Raw genomic sequence first — 16,486 nt, 5'->3', positions numbered from 1 at the left:
AAACGAAAACGGCAGAGGTGAACCTTAATGGAACTTGGAATCGAGCTGGTTCCTAAAGAGCAGAAGCAGATTATCAGCAGATTGATGCAGTTCTATTTGTATGACTTTACCCGCTACCTGGAGCTGGAGGTGGACCGTGAAGGATTGTTCCCGTCCTATCCGGGACTTGAGGCTTACTGGAGCAGCGGCAAAAATAAATTCGCCTACCTGTTCACCGTAGACGGCAATGTCGCAGGCTTTGCCCTGATCGACCGTCTGCTGCGCGACCCGGAGGGCGAGTTCTATATGACGGAGTTTTTTGTGATGCAGCGCTACCGGCGCAGCGGTGTAGGAACCTGGGCGGCTCACCGGCTGTTCGACATGTTCCCCGGAAGCTGGAAGGTGTCGCAGATTCGTGCCAACACCCCGGCGCGGGATTTCTGGCACCGGGTCATCGGAGCTTACACCGGCGGTGATTTCCAGGAGCGGTTCAACTCCCGCCAAGGCAATCCCAGCCAATACTTCAGCACATTAAATACTAATAGAGTTAAGAAATAAATTCACCTATTCCTGGCAGGCTTCAGCGCAACTTTGGATTATATCCAGCGTCTGGTAACTGAGGTGATTAGATTGTCCAAGCGAATGAGCTTATGGGGAGCGGGCTGTCTAGCTGCTGCAATTGCAATCAGCACAGGCTGCAGCAATGCTGCGGATCAGGGGTCTTCGGGTGCAGAGCGCACGGCTCAGCCGTCAGCTACGCCCGCAGCAGCTACGGCAGCTGCTCCTGAAGCCGCGGTTCCGACTCCGTCGGCCACAGCAGCGCCTGCTGTTAAATCCGTGTCGCTGATTCCCGAAGTACGGGAGTATTCAGGAAGCGGCAGTGGCTACGAGCTGGATGGCGTCAATGTCCAAGCGAATTACTCCGCAGACCAGACTTTACCGCTCGGGGTGTTTCTGCCGGAGACGATGATCCGTTTTGAACAGGATGGCAGAACGGCGTGGGGGACAGCGGACAAGCATAATTATATTACGTTAATTAAGCTAAGCTCTGAGAAGGGTGCAACTGGCGGAAGGTTCGAACCCGGTATAGACCCGGGACTGCTGAAGTTCAAGGAATATGAAGGGAGCAGTGTGGAGGGGAACCGGAGGGTTGAGGCCTTTATTTTCACAGCCCACGAGGATTCTTACCGGGCCGAGATCCATATTCAGGACGAGCAACGGGATAAGCTGCTTCCCCTCTTCACATCTATGCTGAGTGGTATGGAGTACATGGAGAAGCAACCGCCGATTAAGCCGGGAATCTTCTTCAAGGTACCTGATGTAGGCTCTAGTCCGGGCAATAAGCAAGCGCTTCAGGAGACACTGGACTGTATCGCAGCCTGGTCTGCCGGAGACAAGGAGAAGTTCGCTAAGGCGATGATAGATCCGAAGCTTGGGGAAGCGCTGCAATTCTTGCTGGATCATAAAAATATCTACCGCTTCCATAAACTGACCGTAGTCGGAATTCCTGTCGAGGGAACCAAACGGGCAGCCTTCTTAGTAGAGTTTACGAAGATGACCTCTGAGGGCTATATTACGGATAGCAACAATGAGATCTCTCTGCTGCTGAATAAGCAGGGGGAGTGGAAAATCGCTAATATTGATTAGGCAGAGTACCTGCCGAAGCTCGAAAGCTTGAGACTCCTGCGGGGTTTCAGGCTTTTTTGCTGTATAAATAATCACAACCTTCTGAAGTACCGGCGTCTATAATCTAAGTTGAACGATGTTCAAAAACATTACAGTGTTCAATGAAACGAAGCAGAAACACCCTAACAGAAGGAGTCTGACAATCATGGGCAAAGTAGAGAGACAAGAGCAGGAGCGCGAAGCGATGCGTAATCTGATTCTTACTACGGCAGGCGAGCTGCTCGCGGAGAAGGGGATCAGGCAGCTGTCGATCCGCAAAATCGCTGAACGGATGGAATATTCGGCCGGTATTATTTATCACTATTTTCAGGGAAAAGAGGATATTGTAGAACAGCTTCTTCAGCGGGGCTACCGGGAGTTAATGGGCGGACTGATTGCCGGATCGGAAGCTTCGCCGGATGAAACCTCTCCAGAAGAGCGTTTAAGACGCACGCTTAGACAGTTCATTAAGGTGACAACAGCGGAAGGCTCACAGTACCGGAGTATGATGCTGAATGATTCGCCGTCCGTGCTTAGCCATACCGGGGTTTTGCATCAGGGAGCAGCCCTGGAACGCAGCGGGATCGCTGGTCTCTGTGAGACGCTCCGTCAATTCAGCGGGATGGCCTCCTGTGAGCAGAGAAAGCTTGAACTTACCGCCCAAATCATCTGGAGCGCAGCCTTCGGGCTGATTATGAGGCTGATGGTGGAGGGGAGTCTGCCTGAGGTGCAGAAGGAGGCTTTGATTAAGCGGCACATAGAAGCCATGGTGCAGATTGCACAAGGATCGGGGGATTAAGGTGAGACATAGACGAACCATTAGCATTTTAACGTGGATGGTGATTGTGCTTGGAATTGTTGCGTCAGCAATCGGGCTATTTTCAGGTGAAGGGGCAGAGGAGGGGGGAAGTCATCCATTCTATACCTCCATCCGGGGAGAAAAGATTGAGTTGTACGGTACCGGCATCTACAAGGATGATTCTTTGTCCGCAGCTTCTCAGGCTATCGCTCAGGATGGCATTACTCTAGTGGTTGGCATTCCTTTGCTGCTCGTATCTCTGCTGCTGAGTCTTAGAGGAACCATCCGGGGTCGGCTGCTGCTGGCCGGAGCGCTTGGGTACTTCACCTATACCTATGCTTCATACTGTTTTCTGGCCATGTATAATGATCTGTTTCTGGTCTATGTCATGCTGTTCTCGGCCAGCTTATTTGCATTTATTATGGTCTTTCGCTCGGTGGAACGGGACGGGGTAGTGATGAAGTCACAGCTTCCGGCGGTAAGCATTGGCTTCATCCTGCTGCTGATCGCCTTCCTGATTATCATGCTTTGGCTGGGCCGGATTGCCGGTGCCTGGCGGGATGGAACCGTGCCTGCTGGGCTAGAGCATTACACCACGCTGGTAATTCAGGCACTGGATTTAGCTGTACTCCTTCCGCTTATGGTTCTGACAGGGACATTACTCGTCCGCAGGCAATCTTACGGTTATCTTCTGGCTCCAGTTGTCCTGGTAAAAGCGGCAACCCTGCTGACCTCCATCTCCTCCATGATTATTGGAATGCTGAGGGCCGGTGTTTATGTCTCCTTGGTAGAGTTGATTCTGTTTCCATTGTTTAATCTGGCGGTCATCTGGTGTCTCATTGTTGTACTGCGCAATGCGCAGGAACCTGGACAACCCGCAGGCCCATTACCCATAGAATAGAGGCGGACGCAATGAGCAATCGGATATTGATCGTATTTGCAAGCAAGTACGGGTGTACGGAAAAAGCCGCATTACTGCTGCAAGCCAGGCTGGACGGGGCCGGATTGGTCAATCTGAAATCTGGCAAGTTGCCGGATCTGACTGGCTACGACACAGTAATTCTAGGCGGCTCCATCTACTATGGAAAAATCCGTAAAGAGATGGCTGCATTCACAGCCCAGCACAAGCAGGAGCTTTTAACCAAGCGTCTGGGATTGTTCATCTGTGCAGGAATGACAGGGGAGAAGGGGGAGCAGGAGCTTAAGCAGGCGTATCCCGGGATCATCTACAGCAAGGCGCTTGCCAGGGAGATTATGGGCGATGAGATCTACCCGGACCGGATATCTGCGCTGGATAAGTGGGTTATACGTATGGTAAAAGGCAAGGAGCACAAGACAGGAGGCGGGCTGTCCATGGATAAACTGGAACGCTTCGCGCATACGATGGCGGCAGGCGGGTAGGGTGGAGGAGAACGAAGGTTAGCGGCGATGTAATGAGGTGGAGCAGCAGTATTTTGAAGCGGCAATGCGTTAAATTGAAGGGGAATTAGACGAAAAGAGAGACGGCAATACATCGACGGCAATACATCGATAGAACATAATAAATGTTATGTTAACATAAAGTCGCTAACGATAGTGTAACAAAACAAAAACCCACAAAACGAAATACAGCAACTCTACATTCTCTAATAACCACATTTCAACATATGAAAAAATCACAATAGAAAAACAAAAATACAAGCTCCCCTAATCACTACCCCTAATATCAAACTCTGATCTGAACTTAGCGACTAACACACGGAAAAAGGAGGAAAAACCCTGCCAAATCGGGCGTTTGTTGTCAACCCATTGGGGCAAGGCAGTGAGGGAGGAGCCGGCAGAGGGTTGCCGGGCGAAGCTGTGGGAGGAAGCACGTGGAAAAATGTATCTTGTTTCACCAATATCCAATAGATTAGCGGAAGCAATTGGAAAATGAGCATCTACTGGAGGCGATGTTGCGTATTTGCCGGGAAAGTGCCTGAAGAAGTGCCATTTTTCCAACTGTTATCCCAAGTGGGACGATTCGTTCATTAGCAAATGTAGAAAATCCAACTACTTCCGTTCTACAAACTTCGCTTAGTACCGGGCGGCCCGATTCATTAAGTCTGCACTGGCCAGTGTCTGGCCGGCAGAACTATAAAGCTACTGTCCCCGCTGTAAGCAGATTCGTCAATTGGAAGGCCATGTTCAGAGATTTCAGCGACTGTCGCAGCGACAGCGTAGAATTTGTCCCGTCCCGGAGGCTCAGGAGGGCATGGTGCAAGCTTTTGGCATAAGTATCACTTGGAATCAGCGGGAGGGCTACTTGTCCCTCAGAAGTGTACCCGGTAAGGCTGGCCTGGATCACCCCATTCGGACCACTGCACTCACGGAACTCCAGCTTCGCTTGCTCGAAATAGGCTTCATACCCGATAGTAAAAGGATAACTCCCCGGCATCTGCGAAGAAACGGTGAGCTGTGCACTCCAGTCGGGCTGCAGGAAGGAGGCCAGGACCAGCGCCTGTCCATCCTTACCCCCGGAGGTCCCCCAGACCGCAGAAGGTTCAGGTGAATCCATCAGCCAGGCGATGAAATCCAGCTCATGAATCATCAGATTGGCAGCGATGGCCGTGAGGCCCAGATCTCCCCAGAGCGGAGCGGTCTCACGGCGCATACTCAGATGCAGAAGCTTCCCGTAGCTCTCCTCACGTACCGCCTGTTCCAGGTATTCATAGGCATAATCGAATTTGATGAATTGGTTGACGAGGATTCTGCGGCCATACCGCTGTTCGGCATCCAGCAGCTCCCGGCCTTCTTCAGGCACCAGAACAACCGGTGTCTCGCAAAATACATGCTTGCCCCGTCTCAGCGCCTCTACCGCATAGGTTTTATGGAACGCAGACGGCAGACAGATATCCACTACGTCAATCGCGGGATCAGACAGAATGTCCTCAGCATTCATCGTGATCTCTACCCCGAGCTCTTCCTTCAGCTTCAGCAGCTTGGCCTCATTTCTGCCGAAGACCACGATCCGGTTCACGAACTCCATATGCTTCAACAGAGAGGCGTGATACGCCCCGAATCCAGTTCCCAATATGCCAATATTCATTTGCAGCAGCTCCTTACATTTGATACATTCATCTTAATGCAGTATTGTTGACAACTGAGTGGCAAGAATAGCTGACGAATCATGAGATTTGGGGGAGACATATGCGGCTGCACCGACTGATTGCAATACTTTTACTGCTTGAATCCCGGGGAAAAATGAAGGCCAAGGAGCTGGCCGAAGCGCTGGAAACCTCTGTCCGTTCGGTCTACAGGGATGTTGATGTCCTGGCGGAATCAGGCATTCCACTTGTGTCGGCCACCGGGCCGAACGGCGGGATTTCGCTCATGGAAGGCTATACGGTGAATCTGCGGAGGCTGCATGGGGAAGAGGTGGTTCAGCTCTTTTTGACAGGGATGGGCATGCCGGCGGGTGGTTCAGGAGAGACCAGTCTGCTGCTCAAGAGTGCGCTTCTGAAGCTGGAAACAAGCTTGCCCGCACCCTACCAGGAGGATATCCGTACTGCGCAGCGCCGGTTTCTGTTCGATGCTACGCCGTGGTGGAGCGGTCAGGCAGCGGTGCCGTATCTTGAGACTCTGCGCACTGCAGTGTGGAGGGGGCGGAAGATTACGGCAGATTACCGTAAGGTGAATGGGGAGAGCTCGCTGCGGAAGCTGCAGCCCTATGGACTCATCGTGAAGCAGGGGGAGTGGTATCTTGCGGCCTATTGCGAGCGGGCAGGTGGTCTGCGGACATTCAAATGCGAAAGGTTCACAGCCGTTACTTTGCTGGACGAGACCTATGCCATTCCTGAGCGGTTCTCTCTCCAAGGCTACTGGAATCAAGCAGAGCAAGCCTTCGTTCAGGCCAGCAGAGCGCGGGAGTTCTATCCGGTGGTCATCCGTACCCGTGATAAGAATGAGCAGATCTTGCAGGGGCTGGAGGTCATGGATACAGAAGCTGATGGAGAAGCACGGCTTGTAACGGTAAATATGTATGATTATTGCTCGGCCTGTGCAAGGGTGCTGCCGCTATTGGTTCATGCTGAAATTACGGGGCCGCCGGAGCTGAGAGAGTACGTCAGTGATCAAGTGCGAATGTGGGATAAAATGTATAATAGCAGCAAGGCAACATAATCAATGTTATGTTAACTATATTCGACAATCGAAGAGTGACAATAATAAACCCCAGGCCTTGCTTGTCAGCAGGTTTGGGGTTTATTGACTTTGTTGAACCGTACCTTTTCCAAACATAAGAGGATAGAATTCAATTACAGAACATTATACGATAAAATGTAAACAGGTTTAGATGTCAGATTACTTAACAAAAGGAGGTCTTGAGATGCTGCGGGGGCTGATCCTACGGTTGAGAAGAAGTAAAATGCGTACCAGACTGCTGCTATTGTTCACCATGCTGACGCTACTGCCGTTAAGTGTGCAGGGGATGGTGACGTACCGTCATTTCTCCTCCACCCTGAACGAGAAAACAAAGCAATATACAGTGGATGTCGCCGGACAGGCCAACGCCAATCTGGACAGGCTGCTGAAGGATCTGGAGCGGTTGTCACTGATGCCTCTGTATGATGAACAGGTGTTATCTATTCTGGCTAAATACGATGGTCCTATGGGCTCAGGCACATGGGCGCTGTCTGAAGATTATCAGAAAATGAAGCTATATACCTCTGCACAGGCGTACGATCGCCCGGAAATCCGCGGCATCCATCTGCTGAGCAACAGCGGAACTCTGTTCTCCAACGTGGAACCGCTGGCTGTGAATACATCGTGGGATGCAAGACGCGATGAATGGTTCAGCGCTTTGGAGCGGTCGGACGGCGAGTGGACCATTCTTCCTCCGCATCATCCGTCATATTATGCCGGAACCGACCCCTCATCTTATATTTCGGTGGCCAGAGTTATCAAGGAACCCAGGACGCTGAGACGTCTGGGCTATATCCTTATCGACGCTAAGCAATCGGCCTTCGGCTCCGTTTTCTCTAAGCTGAAGATTGAAGAGTCCACGAATTTGATGATTATCGATGGAGACCAGCGGCTGCTATATGAGCAAAAGCCGGATAACGGGCAGTCGGCCTACGGCCAGCTTATGGGCTCCGGGCGGATCGATGAGCTGCATGGAGGGGAGCGGGAGAGGCTGGGAGGCACAGATTATTTGTTTATCAGCCATAGGTCTCCGTATTCAGGCTTGTCCGTCATCGGCTTGACTCCGATCGGAGTCATTCAGAAGGAGTCGCGTGCGTTGATGATTTTCACGTTATGGCTTGCCCTCTTTTGCCTGGTGACGGTGCTGCTGCTCGCTTATGCGGTATCGTACCGGATTACCCTCCCGCTGGTGGAGCTCAAGAGCAATATGTCCAGGGTGGAGCGGGGCGATTTCAACATGCGGGTCAGTCCGCTGGGGGGAGATGAATTCGGGCAGCTAGGCCGCGGATTCAATAAGATGATGGACGAAATTAACCGCTTGTTTCATGAGGTGCTCGTGATTGGACTACGGGAAAAAGAGGCAGAGCTGTCCGCCCTGCAGAGTCAGATCAACCCGCATTTTATCTATAATACGCTGGAATCGATCAATATGATGGCCGTCCAGCGCAGGCATGAAGAGGTATCGGATATGGTATCCGCACTGGGCAAGCTGCTTCGCTATACGATTGACAAGGCTGGCCGGCTTGTATCGCTGGGAGAGGAAATTGCGTTCGTAGACTCCTATGTGCGTATCCAGCAGATCCGCTATGGCGGGAAGCTGACGGTGCATAACGAGATTGAAGAAGAAGTACTCCATTTGCGCATACCGAAGCTTACCATTCAGCCGCTGGTGGAGAATGCTATCGATCACGGGATCGCAGGGCGCGAAGCAGGGACGATCTGGGTGTCCGCGCTGCGTTTTGACAACGAGCTATTAATTACAGTACGCGACGACGGGAACGGCTTAGAGGAGGAGGAACTCACGGCGCTGAACCGGGAGATCGGGCAAGATCCCTCCATGGATTCGCTCCGGCGCAGCGAGGAGGAGAGTCTGGGGCTGCGCAATATCGGCCAGCGGATCAAGCTGCTGTACGGGGAAGGCGGGAGCCTCACGGTTGACGGAAGTCCGGGGCAAGGGCTGGCTGTGACCATTACAATAACGATACCGGAAGCAGGGGGAGAAAAGGATGTATAAAGTGCTGCTCGTAGAGGACGAAATCGTGATTAGACAAGGAATGCGTGAGCTGATTAGCCGGTCGGCGCCCTTTTTCGAGGTGACAGCTGAAATGCCGGGTGGACGGGAAGCGCTGCTGTACTTAAAGTCCGAGCTGCCGGACGTAATGATTACCGATATTCGTATGAAGGAAATGGACGGACTGGTGCTTGCCGAAAAGGTGAAGTCGATGTACCCCGGACTGCTCGTCATTATTGTGAGCGGATACGGCGAATTTGAATATGCCCAAAAAGCCATTGAATACGGTGTTCTTCATTACCTGTTGAAGCCCGTAGAACGCCATGAGCTGGTTAGCGTGATGGAAAAAGCACGGCTGCTGCTCGATAAGCGTCATGGCCTATCTTCTCTGGAACAGACGCCAGACCCGCTGCGGGTGGAGAGCGGAGGAGATACACGCAAGATCATACGGGATGTTAAGGAATATGTCAGACTGCATATTGACGGGGATCTGCGGCTGCAGACGGTAGCCTCCCATGTCAATCTGAACGCTACGTATCTGAGCCAGCTGTTCAAGGGGGAGGCGGGCTGCAATTATTCAGACTATGTAACCGATTCCCGGATGGAACGTGCGAAATGGCTGCTCAGCCATACCCAGCTCAAAATCTATGATGTCGCCCGGCTATCCGGCCATCAAAGTCCGAAGCATTTCATGCTGGTGTTCAAGCAGCAGACGGGGATGACGGGTGGAGAATACCGCAATCAATTTAATAGTCAAGAATGATATGTTAATTATTCTAACGTAAAACATAAATATAACGAACCATTCCTGTATTTTGGATGATTTCTACACCCAATACGTCTCCTTTATACTAAAAGAGTCATTAAAACTAACATATCGAAGGGGGATATTCATGAAAAAAGCAGGGGCAGTGCTTCTTTCAGCCATGCTGCTGGGTTTAACGGCAGGTTGTGCCAAGCCCGCAGCAAGCGGAAATGCTGAGAGTTTCGGGAAACAGGGAGATGTGGAGTTAAAGTTTCTGATGTGGGGCAATCAAGGGCATATGGATGTGTACAACAAGCTGATCAGCCAATTTGAAGCAGACAATCCGGGCATTAAGGTGACTATGGATTCGGTGCCATTCACGGATTATCAGCAGAAAATATCTGTCCTGGCCGCAGGGAAATCCCTTCCGGATATTGCCTGGGTCTCGGAGCGGATGATCCCGCAGTTCAAGGCCAACGGCATTCTGGCGGATGTCTCCTCCTTCAAAGACGATGCTTCCTTTAACCTGGACGATTATATTCCGAGTACGCTAGATTTGTTCCGGGACGGGGATCAGTTACTTGGCCTGCCGTTCTCGACACCGCCGGTAGTCATGTTCTACAACAAGACGCTGTTCGACAAGGCGAACCTGACCGACCCGAATACGCTGGCCTCTGAAGGGAAATGGACCTGGAAGACCTTTGAGGAATCGGCCAAAGCAATTGCTGTCAAAGACGCTGGGGGCCGGGTATATGGCGCGAACTTTTTCCGTGATTGGAAGACCTGGGCGATTCTGTCCTCGTACGCGTGGTCTTATGGAAGCGGCCCGTTCAATGAGGATCTGACCGCATTCACCTGGAATGACCAGTACGGCGTGGAGACCATGGAGCTGCTGGAGCGGATGATGTATAAGGACGAATCCCACCCGAAAGCTGGCGAGCAGATCAGCTTCGACGCAGGAAATCTGGGCATGTTCTTCGACAACTACAGCTATGTCTCGAAAGCGCGTGACATTAAAGGCTTTGAATGGAGCATTGCACCTATGCCGTCGGGCTCCGCAGGCAGTGTTCCGATGCTGGGCCAAGCCGGCTATACGCTGTTCAAGGACAGCAAGCATCCGGAGGAAGCCAAAAAGCTGCTCAAGCTGTTCGCCAGCCAGTCAGGCATTGAGGCAACATCCACTTATTTCGTACCTCCGCGTACATCGGTTCTGAGTTCCGATGCTTTCCTGAACCAGCCGAATAACCCGCCTGCTGAGCACATCGTGCAAGCTGTTATCGATGAAATGCCGAAGGCGCGCATCATTCCGGGTCACATCCGCTGGCAGGATATCGACAATGCGGTGCTGCAAGGCTTTGACCGCCTGTTCGGACAATCCGCATCCGCCAAGGACAATATGGCGAAGATGCAGAGCGATGTCGAGGCTATTTTGAAATAAGACTCCGGGCTTGGGGCCGTCAACCGGCATTCAGAGAAGTGCAGTGTCCGGCTTGACGGACCGCCCGATATGGGGAGCGGAATACAATGGGTAAATTAAAGCGCAGATTGGAGCAAAGCGGCCTGTCCTTGATCATCAGCCTTCCTGCCAATGACGTAAGATTGGCAAAGGCAGCGCTTGAGGAGGGCGCGGATGCTTTGAAGGTTCATTTTAATGTCGGCCACCGGGCCAGCGGTACGCATTTCGGTCCGCTTGATAGATATGAAGATACTTTTAGCGAGATTCGGGCTGCCTTTGACGGTCCATTTGGGGTAGTGCCCTCAGGCAGCTTAGAAGGTGTGTCGGAAGAAGAGATTAGGCGGCTTGCTCCGCTCGGGTTCGATTTCTATTCGATCTATGCCCATCATCTGCCGTCCTTCATGCTGGAGGATCACGGCTTGGACCGGACCTTTGCCATTAATGATACCTATGATCTCAATCAAGTTCTGGCGGGGGTGCGGTTCGGGATCACGGCGCTTGAAGCATCCATTGTGCCTGGCAGCGAATACGGCACGGGTCTCAGCTTAGCAGACCTGCTGAAATACCGGTATCTGGCCGACCATTCCGGTCTTCCCGTACTGGTGCCTTCCCAGCGCAAGCTGGTTACAGGAGATGTACTATCCTTGCAGCGCGCGGGAGTGAAAGCGATCATGTTAGGTGCGGTGGTGACGGGCAAGACAGAAGATGAGCTGCGGCGTGCGGTTAGCTCGTTCCGTGGTGCCATAGACAAATTGAGCTAGGGGGCGGTGAATTCCGGCATGAACAGAAAGGTCAAGAGACGAAACAAGGGTCCGCTTGCCCGTGAGGCACAGGTGACCGGATGGCTTTTTATATCGCCTATGCTGCTCGGTTTCACGTTGTTATTGTTATTTCCGATGGGGAAAGCGCTCTATATGAGCTTAAATGACTGGCCGCTGCTTGGAGAGCACCGGTTCGTCGGTCTGGATAATTACAAGGATATTGCGGTGGACCCGCTGTTCTGGAAGGTCTTCGGCAACACGGCTTATTTCACACTGGGTCTGGTGCCGTTTAACATCGTGCTGGCGCTGATGCTGGCGCTGCTGTTATCGAAAAGCTTAAAGGGTATCGGTATCTTCCGTACTGCGATCTTCGTTCCCGTAATGACTTCGCTGATCGTATGGTCCATCGTCTGGAAGTATATGTTCGCCACCGATTCCGGGCTGATCAATCAGCTCTTGATGCTGTTCAACATTAAAGGGGCAGCCTGGCTGTATGACGAGAGACTGGCCATGCCGGCTGTTATTGTGACAAGTGTACTGAAGAACGTGGGGCTAAATATGGTGCTCTTCATCGCTGCGATCCAGCAGGTATCGCGTTCGCTCTACGAGGCGGCTGAGCTGGACGGGGCGGGTAAGTTCAAATCCTTCTTCAACGTTACCCTGCCAATGATTACACCAACCGTATTTTTGACCGTGGTGATGACCGTAATCGGCTCCCTAAAGGTGTTCGGCCAGATCTATGTCATGACCCAGGGCGGGCCGAGTAACAGCACCAAGGTACTGGTCTACTACATCTGGGAAAAAGCGTTCAAGCTGTTCCAGATGGGCTACGCTTCGGCGCTCGCATTTGTGTTGTTCTTTGTCGTATTGATCTTGACTCTGCTGCAGTGGCAGCTGCGAAAGAGGTGGGTATTCAATGAGAGCGACGCTTAAGTCCAGCCGAAAGTGGTCAGCTGCAGGAGTGTATGCCGCGTTAACGGTGGTATCGCTGATTATGCTTGTTCCGTTTCTGTGGATGCTGTCCACATCCTTCAAACGGCCGCAGGATATTTTCACCTACCCGCCGCAGCTGATTCCGCCGGTATTCCAGTTTCAGAATTATGCGGATGTCTTTACACTGATTCCGTTTCACCGCTTCTATTTTAACAGCGTCTATATCTCGTTTGTCGTCGTGGCGGGAACGGTGTTTTTCGCTTCGCTGGCCGGCTATGCATTTGCCAAAATTCCCTTCACAGGAAGAAATGCCGTATTTCTGGTGCTGCTCAGTGCCATGATGATCCCGCATGAAGTGACAGCGATCCCGATGTTCCTGTTCATGCGCGACCTGGGCTGGATTGACACGCATCTGCCGCTGATTCTGTTGCCGATCTTCGGCGCAAGCGGTGTGTTCGGGATTTTCGTGATGCGGCAATTCTTCATTACCGTACCCACGGAGCTTGAGGAGGCGGCGATGATCGACGGCTGCAGCCGGTTCCGCATTTACTGGAAGATCATGCTGCCGATTGCCCGTCCCGGGATGGCAACACTGACGATTTTCACGTTCGTGTCCATCTGGAATGAATTCTTCGACCCGCTTATTTTCATTAATACGCGTGAGCTGATGACCTTGCCGCTCGGATTATCGTTGTTTACAGATGAAGTGGGCACTTCCTGGCATTACCTGATGAGTGCCACCGTTATGGCAACCGTGCCGCTGCTGATCGTCTTCTTCCTGGCGCAGAAGCGGTTCATCGAGGGCGTAGCTATGACAGGACTGAAGGAATAGCACACCGGTAACGAATAATACACCAGAGAGGGGTAGAGGATATGAATTCTGCAATAGAGGCAGATGTCGTTGTCGTGGGGGGAGGCCCGGCAGGAATCACGGCGGCCATCGCCGCCGGACGACTTGGGGCGCAGACGGTGCTCATTGAACGATACGGGTTCGTGGGCGGAATGTCTACCGCTGCTATGGTCTATCCGTGGATGACTTTTCACACGGACTCAGGGGAACAGGTTATTAAGGGCATCGCTCAGGAAATTGTAGACCGGCTGCAGGCCAGCGGCGGTTCGCCGGGCCACCTGCGGGATACGGTCGGCTTCGTGCATACGCTAACGCCGTACCATCCTGAGATTTATCAGGTGGTGGCCACGGATATGCTGCGCGAAGCTGGAGTGAAGCTGCTGCTGCATAGCTTTGTGGATGAGGTGATGGTCAGTGCCGGCGTGATCGAACAGGTGGTAGTGACTAATAAATCCGGTCGTACACCTATAAAAGGGAGCATCTTCGTGGATTGCAGCGGAGACGCCGATGTAGCCAAGCTGTCCGGGGCCGAAACGCTTCAGGGCCGGGAGGGGGACAACCGCTCCCAGCCGATGACGATGAAGTTCAGAATGCGCGGCGTTGATTTGCACAAGGTCAAAGCGTATATGATCAGCCATCCCGAAGAGTTCTACAGCAAAACGCCAATTGCCGAGCTGCCAGACCTGCCACTGACCGGGGTAAGCGGGTTCTACTCGCAATGGAAGCGGGCCGAGGTACCGATTAACCGTGATCAGGTGTTGTTCTTCGCCGGTCCGGCAGACGATGAGGTGCTGATCAACTGCACCCGCGTTCAGGGGCTGGATGCAACGAATGCGGAGGATCTGACCTTGGCTGAACAAGAGGGCCGCAAGCAGGTTCTGCTAATGGCCGAGTTTCTGAAGCGCGACGTTCCGGGCTTCGAACGGGCCTCGATCTCAGCGGTTGCGCCGCAGATCGGCATCCGCGAATCGCGGCGGATCAAGGGCTACTACCAGCTGACCCAAGAAGATGTCATAGAAGGCCGCAAGTTCAGTGATGCCATTGCCCGCAGCGGCTACCCGATCGACATTCACGATCCGTCCGGCAAGGGGGTAACAGCCTCCTTCATCGCGGGAGACGGTGCGTACGATATTCCGTACGGCTGTCTGCTATCCGCCAATGTGTCCAATCTGCTGGCCGCAGGCCGCTGCATCTCGACCTCGCACGAAGCACTGGCCACGACCCGCCTGACACCAAGCTGCATGGCCACGGGCCAGGCGGCCGGAACAGCAGCAGCACTCGCGGCTGCCGCAGGGGTGAAGCCGCAGGCGCTCAATATTCCGCAGCTGCAGGAGCAGCTGAAGCGGGATGGGGTAGTATTATAAGATATAGAGGGCGGGCGACACGCATCGTTATTTACGGTGGGTGTTGCCCGTTTTTTTGCTGGGCGTGGGTGTTATAAGCATATACATTGGCAGCTAGGCCAAATGTGTGTTGAAAACAACATACAATCGGCTAGCGTAAGGTCCATGGACTGATTGTGTGTTAAAAACAGCATACAATCGACTGGTGTGAGGTACATGGGGCCAAATGTGTGTTGAAAACAACATACAATCGACTCGGGTAAGGTATCTGGGCTGAATGTATGTTAAAAACAGAATCTGGTTGGGCTGGTACGACGTTTGGTGCGGCTACTAGTAGTTCAAGCTGACTTTGTGTGGGACTACCCAGCAGAGCTACAAGAGTACGTCGGCAATTAGAAGCAGGGCTGGAATAAAGTACATTGCCATTTAGTAACGTAATAAATGTTATGTTAACTTTTAAGAGATTACTTGCATGAAAGTAAATAACCCCCCAAACCCGTTTTACAGCAGGTCAGGGGATTATTCATGTGGTTAACACCTCAAGCACCAAGCTCACGCTGTGCACTTGCTTCGGCGGCTTCGCGGATGCGAAGTCTTTTATGCGCGGTAATCAGGAAAGGAAGACCGAGCGCCGTGGTCAGCGCAAGCGGTACGAATACAGCAGGTCCATTCAGAGCGCCGAACTGGTCCAGCAGCAGCCCTCCCAGGATAGGGGCCATCACGTTCCCCAGGTTATTGAAGCCAATCGTGCCGAAGTAGGTACCTTTCCATTCCGGCTGCGCAATCCGGTCGATCAGCATATCCATCATGGTGAAGAGCAGGACCTCTCCGACAGTGAATAACACTACACTAAACATCAGCAGCGGTACTCCCCCCGGCAGACCGAACAATAGCAGACTAAGTGCGACACAGCCATTACCCAGGATCAGCGGAACAAGCGGGGGGAAGCGGCTAAATATACGTACAAGCGGGTATTGCACCACCAGTACAGTTACAGCATTGAGCGACAGCATATAAGAGAAAACTTGGCTGCCATTGCTGAAGTGGGGGTTCATCGCGAGAAACTGCGCCAGTGTGGAACTGAAGTGGCCATATCCGAGTACGCAAAAGATAGTTCCCAGCAGAACAGGCAGGAAGACCTTGTCCCGGCCGGTGACTGCGAGCGCATCCAGCAGCTTGGGCGTCCGGGCTTCTCCATGAACCGGCAGGCTGGCACGGTGTACCGAGAATTGCAGGAACAGAACAAGACCATAGGCGATGTACACGATCCCTGCGATTACGAACGGGAAGGTAGACTTGGCGGAGCCGAGCTGGAGGCCGATAATCGGGCCGAAGACCACACCCAGATTCACCGCAGCATACCGCAGGTTGAAGACCAGCAGCTTCTGCTCCGGCGGGGTAATATCCGACAATAATGCCCGTGAAGTCGGTTCAAATACAGCGCGGCACAGTCCGTTGAGCGTGTTCACCAGGAAGAACACCCATATATGCTGCGCCGCCGAGAAGCCGAAGAATACACAGGCCCAGCCGAAGACGGACACCAGCATGACGATCCGGCGCCCGATTACATCTGAGATGTAACCGCCGTAGAAGCTGATCAGCACGCCTGCCAGCGAGCTGACGGCTACTGTGAAGCCGGTCTGGGTGGCGGAAGCGCCTAGCACCTGTGTGAGGTAAATAGATAGAAAAGGAATGCTCATTGAAGTAACCAGCCGCCCGAACATCGTTCCGATGATGATGGTCCAGGCCAGCGGGTGAATGTGGCGCAGATGTTGTTTCATTT

At 52.7% G+C, this 16,486-nt stretch carries 15 protein-coding genes; 13 read left to right on the top strand and 2 right to left on the bottom strand.

Annotated features, from left to right (window positions below; all coding sequences use genetic code 11):
• Positions 1 to 27 precede the first annotated feature (27 nt).
• From MKX63_RS29815 to MKX63_RS29795, 5 genes are all read left to right on the top strand, one after another.
• A complete protein-coding gene (locus MKX63_RS29815) occupies positions 28 to 537 on the top strand; it encodes a GNAT family N-acetyltransferase (RefSeq protein WP_341022295.1) in 510 nt (169 codons plus the stop codon).
• A gap of 84 nt (positions 538 to 621) precedes the next feature.
• Positions 622 to 1,626, top strand: coding sequence for a hypothetical protein (locus tag MKX63_RS29810; protein WP_341022294.1), 1,005 nt, complete (start codon positions 622 to 624; stop codon positions 1,624 to 1,626).
• A 184-nt stretch (positions 1,627 to 1,810) separates the two neighbouring features.
• Complete coding sequence (locus tag MKX63_RS29805; protein WP_341022292.1) at positions 1,811 to 2,443, top strand: TetR/AcrR family transcriptional regulator; 633 nt, start codon at positions 1,811 to 1,813, stop codon at positions 2,441 to 2,443.
• 1 nt (position 2,444) lies between these two features.
• A complete protein-coding gene (locus tag MKX63_RS29800) occupies positions 2,445 to 3,344 on the top strand; it encodes a hypothetical protein (protein WP_341022290.1) in 900 nt (299 codons plus the stop codon).
• 11 nt (positions 3,345 to 3,355) lie between these two features.
• Positions 3,356 to 3,844 carry a flavodoxin domain-containing protein gene (locus tag MKX63_RS29795; protein ID WP_341022288.1) on the top strand — a complete coding sequence of 163 codons (489 nt, stop codon included), beginning with the start codon at positions 3,356 to 3,358 and terminating at the stop codon, positions 3,842 to 3,844.
• A 712-nt stretch (positions 3,845 to 4,556) separates the two neighbouring features.
• On the opposite strand, the gene MKX63_RS29790 is transcribed toward MKX63_RS29795, so the two are convergent.
• Positions 4,557 to 5,510, bottom strand: coding sequence for a Gfo/Idh/MocA family protein (locus tag MKX63_RS29790; protein WP_341022285.1), 954 nt, complete (start codon positions 5,508 to 5,510; stop codon positions 4,557 to 4,559).
• A 101-nt stretch (positions 5,511 to 5,611) separates the two neighbouring features.
• Here MKX63_RS29790 and MKX63_RS29785 point away from each other — a divergent pair, with 101 nt between their 5' ends.
• The 8 genes from MKX63_RS29785 (at position 5,612) to MKX63_RS29750 (ending at position 14,724) form a co-directional block, all read left to right on the top strand.
• The gene (locus MKX63_RS29785) at positions 5,612 to 6,583 is read left to right on the top strand and encodes a helix-turn-helix transcriptional regulator (RefSeq protein WP_341022283.1); all 972 of its coding nucleotides are present in this window, start codon (positions 5,612 to 5,614) and stop codon (positions 6,581 to 6,583) included.
• 229 nt (positions 6,584 to 6,812) lie between these two features.
• On the top strand, positions 6,813 to 8,618 hold the full coding sequence (locus MKX63_RS29780) for a cache domain-containing sensor histidine kinase (RefSeq protein ID WP_341022281.1): 1,806 nt from the start codon (positions 6,813 to 6,815) through the stop codon (positions 8,616 to 8,618).
• On the top strand, positions 8,611 to 9,378 hold the full coding sequence (locus MKX63_RS29775; RefSeq protein WP_341022280.1) for a response regulator transcription factor: 768 nt from the start codon (positions 8,611 to 8,613) through the stop codon (positions 9,376 to 9,378). Before MKX63_RS29780 ends, MKX63_RS29775 begins: the two co-directional genes overlap by 8 nt.
• A 130-nt stretch (positions 9,379 to 9,508) precedes the next feature.
• Positions 9,509 to 10,798, top strand: coding sequence for an ABC transporter substrate-binding protein (locus MKX63_RS29770; protein ID WP_341022279.1), 1,290 nt, complete (start codon positions 9,509 to 9,511; stop codon positions 10,796 to 10,798).
• 86 nt (positions 10,799 to 10,884) lie between these two features.
• The gene (locus tag MKX63_RS29765) at positions 10,885 to 11,577 is read left to right on the top strand and encodes a hypothetical protein (RefSeq protein ID WP_341022277.1); all 693 of its coding nucleotides are present in this window, start codon (positions 10,885 to 10,887) and stop codon (positions 11,575 to 11,577) included.
• Between the two features lie 18 nt (positions 11,578 to 11,595).
• Positions 11,596 to 12,510: a carbohydrate ABC transporter permease gene (locus MKX63_RS29760; RefSeq protein WP_341022275.1), complete on the top strand. Its 915-nt coding sequence runs from the start codon at positions 11,596 to 11,598 to the stop codon at positions 12,508 to 12,510.
• Positions 12,494 to 13,342 carry a carbohydrate ABC transporter permease gene (locus MKX63_RS29755; RefSeq protein WP_341022274.1) on the top strand — a complete coding sequence of 283 codons (849 nt, stop codon included), beginning with the start codon at positions 12,494 to 12,496 and terminating at the stop codon, positions 13,340 to 13,342. The genes MKX63_RS29760 and MKX63_RS29755 overlap by 17 nt, the downstream gene beginning before the upstream one ends.
• Before the next feature lie 17 nt (positions 13,343 to 13,359).
• The gene (locus tag MKX63_RS29750) at positions 13,360 to 14,724 is read left to right on the top strand and encodes an FAD-dependent oxidoreductase (protein ID WP_341023348.1); all 1,365 of its coding nucleotides are present in this window, start codon (positions 13,360 to 13,362) and stop codon (positions 14,722 to 14,724) included.
• A gap of 518 nt (positions 14,725 to 15,242) precedes the next feature.
• Here the strand turns inward: MKX63_RS29750 and MKX63_RS29745 are convergent.
• Positions 15,243 to 16,484, bottom strand: a complete 1,242-nt coding sequence (locus MKX63_RS29745) for an MDR family MFS transporter (RefSeq protein WP_341022273.1) — start codon at positions 16,482 to 16,484, stop codon at positions 15,243 to 15,245.
• Between the last annotated feature and the right edge of the window lie 2 nt (positions 16,485 to 16,486).

The organism is Paenibacillus sp. FSL R7-0179, assembly GCF_038002265.1.
Classification (GTDB): Bacteria; Bacillota; Bacilli; order Paenibacillales; family Paenibacillaceae; genus Paenibacillus_AQ.
The sequence above is the reverse complement of the archived record's forward strand: the minus strand, read 5'-3'. Positions and strand labels throughout refer to the sequence as shown.